At 33.9% G+C, this 8766-nt stretch carries 6 protein-coding genes; 2 read left to right on the top strand and 4 right to left on the bottom strand.

From position 1 onward, the window contains the following. Window positions 1-78: 78 nt before the first annotated feature. The 4 genes from rpsJ to rpsL all read right to left on the bottom strand — a co-directional run bounded on the left by rpsJ (window position 79) and on the right by rpsL (window position 3541). Window positions 79-384, bottom strand: a complete 306-nt coding sequence (gene rpsJ, locus DCO46_RS12325; protein WP_007803605.1) for a 30S ribosomal protein S10 — start codon at window positions 382-384, stop codon at window positions 79-81. 11 nt (window positions 385-395) lie between these two features. After that, window positions 396-2552: an elongation factor G gene (fusA, locus tag DCO46_RS12320; protein WP_056245966.1), complete on the bottom strand. Its 2157-nt coding sequence runs from the start codon at window positions 2550-2552 to the stop codon at window positions 396-398. Between the two features lie 10 nt (window positions 2553-2562). Next, window positions 2563-3039 carry a 30S ribosomal protein S7 gene (rpsG, locus tag DCO46_RS12315; RefSeq protein ID WP_007803600.1) on the bottom strand — a complete coding sequence of 159 codons (477 nt, stop codon included), beginning with the start codon at window positions 3037-3039 and terminating at the stop codon, window positions 2563-2565. Window positions 3040-3157: 118 nt separating this feature from the next. After that, window positions 3158-3541 (bottom strand): 30S ribosomal protein S12, encoded by a 384-nt coding sequence (gene rpsL, locus DCO46_RS12310; RefSeq protein ID WP_007136570.1) that lies wholly within the window; start codon window positions 3539-3541, stop codon window positions 3158-3160. A gap of 181 nt (window positions 3542-3722) precedes the next feature. Here rpsL and DCO46_RS12305 point away from each other — a divergent pair, with 181 nt between their 5' ends. Next, a complete protein-coding gene (locus tag DCO46_RS12305; RefSeq protein WP_243416304.1) occupies window positions 3723-5423 on the top strand; it encodes a hypothetical protein in 1701 nt (566 codons plus the stop codon). 84 nt (window positions 5424-5507) lie between these two features. Continuing rightward, window positions 5508-8765, top strand: a complete 3258-nt coding sequence (locus tag DCO46_RS12300) for a SusC/RagA family TonB-linked outer membrane protein (RefSeq protein ID WP_116752828.1) — start codon at window positions 5508-5510, stop codon at window positions 8763-8765. Window position 8766 lies beyond the last annotated feature (1 nt).

The raw sequence follows: 8766 nt of genomic DNA, 5'->3' as shown, positions 1-8766 counted from the left end.
TAAAAAAAACATCTTCAACAAACAAAAAAAAGCGAGACATAAATGCCTCGCTTTTATATATAAAATATAATAAAAAAATTATACTTTGATCTCTACTTCAACTCCACTTGGCAATTCAAGTTTCATTAAAGCATCAATAGTTTTAGATGAAGATGAATAAATATCAATCAATCTCTTGTATGACATTACTTCAAATTGCTCTCTCGCTTTTTTGTTAACGTGCGGAGAACGTAGTACAGTGAAAAGTTTTTTGTGAGTTGGTAACGGAATTGGACCTGTTACAACTGCCCCAGTAGTTTTTACTGTTTTTACGATCTTTTCAGCAGATTTATCTACCAACATGTGATCGTAAGATTTTAGTTTTATTCTGATTTTTTGACTCATTTTCTTAAGAATTAAGCGTTACCTTTTGCTTTTTTAATTACAGCTTCTGAAATATTAGAAGGTGTTTCTGCATAGTGAGAAAACTCCATTGTTGAAGTTGCTCTACCAGAAGATAATGTTCTTAATGTTGTTACATATCCAAACATTTCTGATAAAGGCACATCAGCTTTAATAGTTTTAGCACCGTTTCTGTCACCCATGTCATTAACCTGACCTCTACGACGGTTGATATCACCTACGATATCTCCCATGTTTTCTTCAGGAGTAATAACTTCCATTTTCATGATTGGTTCAAGAATAATTGCCCCAGCAGCTTTAGCTACCTCTCTATAACCCATTCTTGCCGCTAATTCAAAAGAAAGAGCATCAGAATCGACAGGGTGGAAAGATCCGTCTGTCAAAGTTACTTTCAAACTATCCACTTGATAACCAGCCAAAGGACCAGTTTTCATAGCTTCACGGAAACCTTTTTCTACAGATGGAATATATTCTTTAGGAACGTTACCACCTTTTACTGCATTAATAAACTGCAATCCAACAGGAACTTTACCATCAACTTCGTCAGCTGGCTCAAGTGTAAATACGATATCACCGAATTTACCACGACCCCCTGATTGTTTCTTGTAAGTTTCTCTGTGCGTAGCAGTTCTTGTAAACGCTTCTTTATATTCAACTTGAGGCTCACCTTGGTTTACTTCAACTTTAAATTCACGTTTCATACGATCTACTAAGATATCTAAGTGAAGCTCACCCATACCTGAGATAATAGTTTGCCCTGAAGCCTCATCTGTTCTAACAGTAAATGTTGGATCTTCTTCAGCTAATTTAGCCAAAGCCATACCCATTTTATCAACGTCAGCTTTAGTTTTAGGCTCAATTGCAATACCGATTACCGGCGCAGGGAATTTCATAGACTCAAGAATAATCGGGTGTTTTTCATCACACAATGTATCTCCAGTTTTAATATCTTTAAATCCAACAGCAGCTCCAATATCTCCAGCCTCAATAAATTCGATTGGATTTTGTTTGTTAGCATGCATTTGGTAGATACGAGAAATTCTTTCTTTATTTCCTGAACGAGTGTTCAAAACATAAGAACCAGCATCTAAACGCCCAGAGTAAGCACGGAAGAAAGCTAAACGACCTACGAATGGGTCAGTAGCAATTTTAAACGCCAAAGCAGCGAATGGCTCTTTTACATCTGGTTTACGCAAAATTTTAGTTTGATCTTCTTCTAACAATTCAGCATCATCAGGATGAATTCCTTCGATACCTTCCTTGTCCATTGGAGAAGGCAAATATTTACAAACTGCATCTAACATGAACTGAACTCCTTTGTTTTTGAAAGAAGAACCAGCAATCATCGGGATGATAGCCATATCCATAGTAGCAGCTCTTAAAGCGTTGTTGATTTCTTCCTCTGTGATAGAGTTTTCATCTTCCATGAATTTCTCTAAAAGATTTTCATCGTAGTCAGCAACCGCCTCAATAAGAATAGATCTGTATTCTTTAACCTCTGCAACCATATCAGCAGGAATTTCAACAATATCAAAAGTTGCCCCTTGAGTTGCATCATGCCAAATGATAGCCTGGTTTTTAACTAAATCTACAACACCTTTGAAATCATTCTCTTCACCAATTGGCAAAGTGATCGCAACAGCATTTGATTTTAACATATCACGAACTTGTTGACAAACTGCCAAAAAGTTAGATCCCTGACGGTCCATTTTGTTTACGAATCCCATACGAGGAACTCTGTACTGATCAGCAAGTCTCCAGTTAGTTTCTGATTGAGGTTCAACACCGTCAACAGCACTAAATAAGAAAACTAAACCATCAAGTACACGTAAAGAACGGTTTACCTCTACAGTAAAGTCAACGTGTCCAGGAGTATCAATAATATTAAAGTGGTATGGCAATGATTCAGGCAAAAGCTTACCTTGTTCAGTTGGAAAATTCCACTCACAAGTTGTTGCAGCTGAAGTAATTGTAATACCTCTTTCTTGCTCTTGAGCCATCCAGTCCATTGTTGCAGCACCATCGTGCACTTCACCAATTTTATGTGACTTTCCAGTATAAAAAAGGATACGCTCAGTTGTTGTTGTTTTACCAGCATCAATATGAGCAGCAATTCCGATATTTCTTGTATATTTTAAATCTCTAGCCATTTCTTACGAATTAAAATCTAAAGTGAGAGAAAGCTTTATTAGCCTCTGCCATCTTGTGAGTATCCATTCTTTTTTTAACCGCAGCACCTTCTTCTTTAGCAGCAGCTAAACATTCTGACGCTAAACGTTGTGCCATAGATTTTTCATTTCTTCTTCTAGAATAAAGTATTAACCACTTCATTGCCATAGAAATTTTTCTGTCTGGTCTAATTTGCATTGGAATTTGAAATGTAGCTCCACCTACTCTACGACTACGTACTTCTACGTGAGGCATAACGTTTGTTAAAGCATCTTTCCAGATTTCCAATGAAGATTTTTCTGAATCTTGTTTCTTAGATTCGATGATGTCAATTGCATCATAAAATACTTTGAAAGCTGTAGATTTCTTACCATCCCACATTAAGTTGTTTACAAAACGTGTTACCAATTGGTCATTAAACCTTGGATCTGGTAAAAGTGGTCTTTTCTTTGCCGCTCTTTTTCTCATGTCTTTTTTTTAATAAAAAGTTATAGGTTATCCGTTAAATGTTATGTGCTACAGATCTACGACTTACGTTTTCAATCTCTCACCTTAACTCCTAACCTCCAACTCTTAACGTTTTAAATTACTTTTTTGCTTCTTTTGGGCGTTTAGCACCGTACTTAGATCTTCTTTGCGTTCTTCCTGCAACTCCTGACGTGTCAAGCGCTCCACGAACGATATGATATCTAACACCTGGTAAATCTTTTACCCTTCCACCTCTAACTAATACTATCGAGTGCTCTTGTAAATTGTGTCCTTCTCCAGGGATGTAAGCATTCACTTCATTACCATTTGTCAAACGTACACGCGCAACTTTACGCATTGCAGAGTTTGGTTTTTTTGGTGTAGTAGTGTAAACACGCGTACAAACCCCTCTTCTTTGAGGACAAGAATCTAAAGCAACCGATTTACTCTTCTTAGTTATCTGAGTTCTTCCTGTTCTTACTAATTGTTGAATTGTTGGCATAATTAATACTAAAAATTATTATGTTTATTAAATTCCCGCTTTTTACGGGGTTGCAAATGTATAAAATATTTTTCAGTATACAAACGTTAAATCATTAATTTTCAATAACATTATTTATACTTATGTTTTTACAAACAAACGATAGATATTTGCAATACTTTTAACAAATACCAAATTAGTCTTGAGACAATTCTTCATTATATTCATTTTCATAGTTGGCCTGAGCTGCAAAGCTCAGAATTTTTATTTAAAAATAAATGGAAACAATTTAATTGAAAACAAAACAATAGACTCTCTAAACTATATAATACAACATCAAAATATAAAATCACTTTTTAACGAAGTAAACAATACTTCACAAAAGCTAACTAAAAAAGGTTTTTTAGACAACACCATACTCAGCACAAACAAAATAAATGACAGCACCTATACATCAATAATCAGTATAAAAAACAGAACAAAAAACATACATATATATATAGGTAGAAATAATCCGTTTTTTAATTCATCAGAAACCAAAAACGACACCTTGGTTTTAGCCTACGAAAACACAGAAAAATATTTAAATCAAAAAATAATTGATGCAGAAAAACAAGGATTTGCCTTAAGCAAGATAAAATTAGAAAACATCCAAAGAAAGAATTTGATAATATATGCAGACTTAAGTTTTAAATCCGAAAAAAAACGCACTGTAAATTCAATTATCATGAATTACACAAATACCAACAATACCAATTTTTTCCCAAAAGGACACTTAAAACAACTTAACAAAAAATACATCAATAGAACTTTCAATCAAAACACAGTAAAAGAATTATACGAAGACATCAATAGTTTTGAATTCATAACACAAACAAAATATCCTGAAATTTTATTCACCAACGACTCAACAAAAGTATATGCGTATATTGAAAAAAGAAAAGCAAACACTTTTGATGGCTATATAGGATTTTCAAATGACGAGAACAAAAAGTTAAACCTGAATGGCTATCTGGACATAACACTACAAAACATACTTCATTCTGGAGAGCAATTTTCTTTATACTGGAAAAGTGACGGAAACCAACAAAAAACATTTAACACTAAATTAGAAATCCCTTATATTTTCAAAACATCACTTGGAATAAAAGCACAATTAAATATTTTCAAACAGGACAGCACATTTCAGAACACAAAAACAGCAATTGATTTAGGATACTACATTAATTACAATTCAAAAATATACCTCGGTTATCAATCCACTGAATCAAGTGATATTCAGAACACAAATAATTTAATGATCAGCGATTTCAACAATTCTTACTTCACTAGTACACTAGCATATAGAAAAAATGATAATTCCAACGATTTGTCTCCCCGAAAAGCATATTTAAACCTAACAGCCGGTTACGGGAAAAGAACCACCAATGATAATCCGGAAACAGCTGAATCAAGCAAGCAATTTTATATTAATCTTAACGGTTCTTATAATTTCGAACTTAACAAAAGAAATTATATTAACATAAATTCACAAAATTTTTATTTGAATAGTAAAAACTACATATCAAATGAATTATTTCGTTTTGGCGGAGTAAATTCTATCAGAGGTTTTTTAGAAAATAGTCTACAATCAAACTTTAATTCATTAATTCTTACAGAATACAGATATTTTGCTTCCAAAAACCTATATATTAATTCTATTATCGATTACGGGCTATATCAAGACCTGACGAGCACTTTTGAAAAAAATAAAATAAAAAAATTAATAGGAATAGGCATAGGTACAGGCATACAAACAAAAAATGGCTTACTAAAAATTACTCTTACAAATGGAGCGCAAAATACTGATGAATTACAATTATATAACACTATCATAAACATATGTTATAATGTTAAATTTTAATGTTTAACAAAAAAAGATTTTTATTTATTAGGATAGTTAACAAATTATTAAGAGTTTTGCGATACTAATTCAAAATATTTAAAAATGAAACTAAAGTTCAATGGATTCTTAGTGCTTTTATTAGTACTAGTGGCGCAACTAACTTTTGCGCAAGAAAGAGCTGTTTCGGGTATCGTTACCGATAATGCAGGTATGCCTTTGCCAGGTGTAAGTGTATTAGTAAAAGGAACGAAATCTGGTACGCAAACTGATTTTGATGGTAAATACTCTATCAAAGCCTCAACAAGCCAAGTTTTGGTATTTAGCTACATCGGGATGAAAACCCAGGAAATAGCTGCAAGTTCATCTGCTGTTAACGTAAAATTAGCTGGAGATGCACAAGAACTTGAAGGTGTTGTAGTAACAACAGCTTTAGGTGTTAAAAGAGAGAAAAAATCTCTTGGTTACGCAACACAGGAATTAAAAGGGGGAGATTTAAAATCTGGAACTTCAAGTGGAAACTTCTTAAACGAACTTTCTGGTAAAGTTGCAGGGGTTAACGTAAGAAGAAACACTAACTTTGGTGGTTCTACAAGTGCAATCTCTCGTGGTGTTAAAGCTATCAACCAAAGTAACGAGATGCTTATCGTTATTGACGGTATGCCAATTAACAATGCTAATAACACTAACGATGGTACTTCAGAACAATTAAGAGGTGCTCAGGGTTATGACTACGGAAATAACGGTATGGATATCAATCCAGAGGATATTGAAAGTGTGAACGTATTGAAAGGTGCTGCTGCATCTGCATTATATGGATACTTAGCTGGTAACGGGGTTTTAATGATTACTACTAAAAAAGGTCGAGCTAAAAAGGGCCTTGGAATTACTGTTTCTTCTGAAGTAGTAACTGGTACACCAGATAAAGATACTTTCGTTAAATATCAAAAACAATACGGAGCTGGATACGGTGGTTCTTTTGACACTTCTGGCGATATTGATGGCGATGGTGTAAATGACAGAGTAGTTTTCATGGGAGATGACTCTTCTACAGGAAATGCTTTTGATCCTTCATTGAATGTTTACCAATGGGACTCTTTTTCAGATTATCCTGGAAATCCTAATTTTGGTAAAAAATCTGCTTGGACAGCAGCAAAAAATGATCCTAATTCTTTCTTCAAAAACTCTTTATCTTTAGTAAATAGTATATCTTTTGAAGACGCTAACGACAAAACTAATTTGGTTTTCAACTATTCAAATACTAAACAAACAGGTATTTTACCGAATAGTGAATTAAACAAAAACAACTTCAGTTTAAAAGTAAATCACCAATTTTCTGACAGACTTTCACTTAGTGCTTTTGCTAACTTCTCAAATCAATCTACAATAGGTAGAAACATGACAGGATATAGCGACAACTTAGTATCAGGTTTCCGTCAATGGTGGCAAACTAACGTTGATATTAAACAACAAGAACAAGCTTACAATAATTCAGGTGGTCAAAACATTACTTGGAACAGACTTGGAGTTGATGATGGATTCCCTGCATATTGGAACAACCCTTATTTTGATCGTTACAAAAACTACCAAAATGATAGCAGAAACCGTTTTGTAGGTTACGCAAACTTTACTTATAAAATTGCTGAATGGGTATCTGCAACTGCAAAAATATCTACTGATACATATTCTGAAATTCGTGAAGAAAGATTAGCTGTAGGTTCTGTAGGAAAAACTTTCGGAGTAAATGCTTTTACTGAAATGTCAGGATACCAACGTTACAATGGAAACTTCTCTGAGCAAAACTACGATTTGTTACTTAACTTCAAAAAGAACTTCGGAGAAAACTGGAACTTAACAGGAGTTGCCGGTGGAACTGTAAGAAGAAATTATTTCAATCAAATTACTGCTTCAACTGAAGGTGGACTTATTATCCCAGGTCTTTATAGCTTAGATAACTCAGTTTCATCAAGCCCTTATCCTTACGAAAGAGAAACTAAAACTGGAGTAAACAGTTACTTCGTTTCTGCTTCTATTGGATTTATGGATCAATTCTTTATTGATGCAACATCTAGAAGAGATGCCTTCTCTCAATTACCAGAAGGAAATAACTCATTATTCAGTAACTCTATTTCTGGTAGCTGGGTGTTCACTAAACTTGTAAATGCAAGCTGGTTAACATTTGGTAAATTAAGAGGTGGTTATTCTGAAAGCCCACTTGGAACACCTACTTTAGCTTTAGTTGATACATATACTAAAATTAATGCTTTTAACGGACAACAACAATACTCTGTAAACGGAACAAAAAACAATTCTAATTTAGAGCCTATTAAAACTAAAACACAAGAGATTGGTCTTGAGATGCAATTCTTAAACAAAAGAGTTGGATTTGATGTGAGTGTTTACAAAAACGTTAACGAAGGTGAGGCTATTCCAGTTGAATATTCTCGTGCTACAGGATATAGCTTCCAGTACATAAATGCTGCAACTATTGAAAATAAAGGTATCGAGGTTCAATTTAATGCTACTCCAATCAAAACAAATAATTTTGCTTGGGATATTACAGTAAACTGGTCTAAAAACAAGAATATGGTAACTGCTCTTGCTCCAGGATTAGAGAACTTAGTAATTGGTGGTACTTACCCAGGAAGTGTTACATTAAATGCTGTAGCTGGAAAACCATTTGGAATTTTAAAAGGTACAGATTACGTTTATGCTGCTGACGGACAAAGAGTTGTTAATCCAGCAAATGGAACTTACTTACTTAACACAAGTGCAAACAACATTATTGGAGATATTAACCCTGATTGGATTGGTGGTCTTCGTAATAAATTCTCATACAAAAGCCTTTCATTAAGTTTCTTGATTGACATGAAAAAAGGTGGAGATATCTTCTCTACTGACCAATGGTATGGCCAAGGTACAGGTTTAACTGAAAATACAGTTGGTAATAATGATTTAGGATATCCTAAAAGAAATTCACTTGCTACTGGTGGTGGTGTAATCCTTCCAGGTGTTTACCCTGACGGTACTCCAAACACAACAAGAACTGCATATGTTACAGGTGGCGCTATTACAAACGCTTATGGAAATGGAGCTAGAAAAGATTATGTATATGATGCTGGCTTTATCAAATTAAGAGAAGTAAACATTACTTATACATTACCAACTTCATTAGTACAAAAGATAAAATTAGTTGATGCTAAAATATCTATTATCGGATCAAACTTATGGATAATTGATAAAGACCTTCCAGATGCAGACCCTGAAAGTGGTTTAGGATCTAACGTTGGATCTTCAGGTTTATCTATCGGATCTTTACCAACCACTAGAAACATTGGTTGTAACTTAACAATAAAATTCTAAG

Source organism: Flavobacterium sp. HTF (genome assembly GCF_003105115.1).
In the GTDB taxonomy this organism is placed as follows: Bacteria; Bacteroidota; Bacteroidia; order Flavobacteriales; family Flavobacteriaceae; genus Flavobacterium.
Note: the sequence above shows the minus strand (reverse complement) of the source record. Positions and strands in the feature narration are given on the sequence as shown.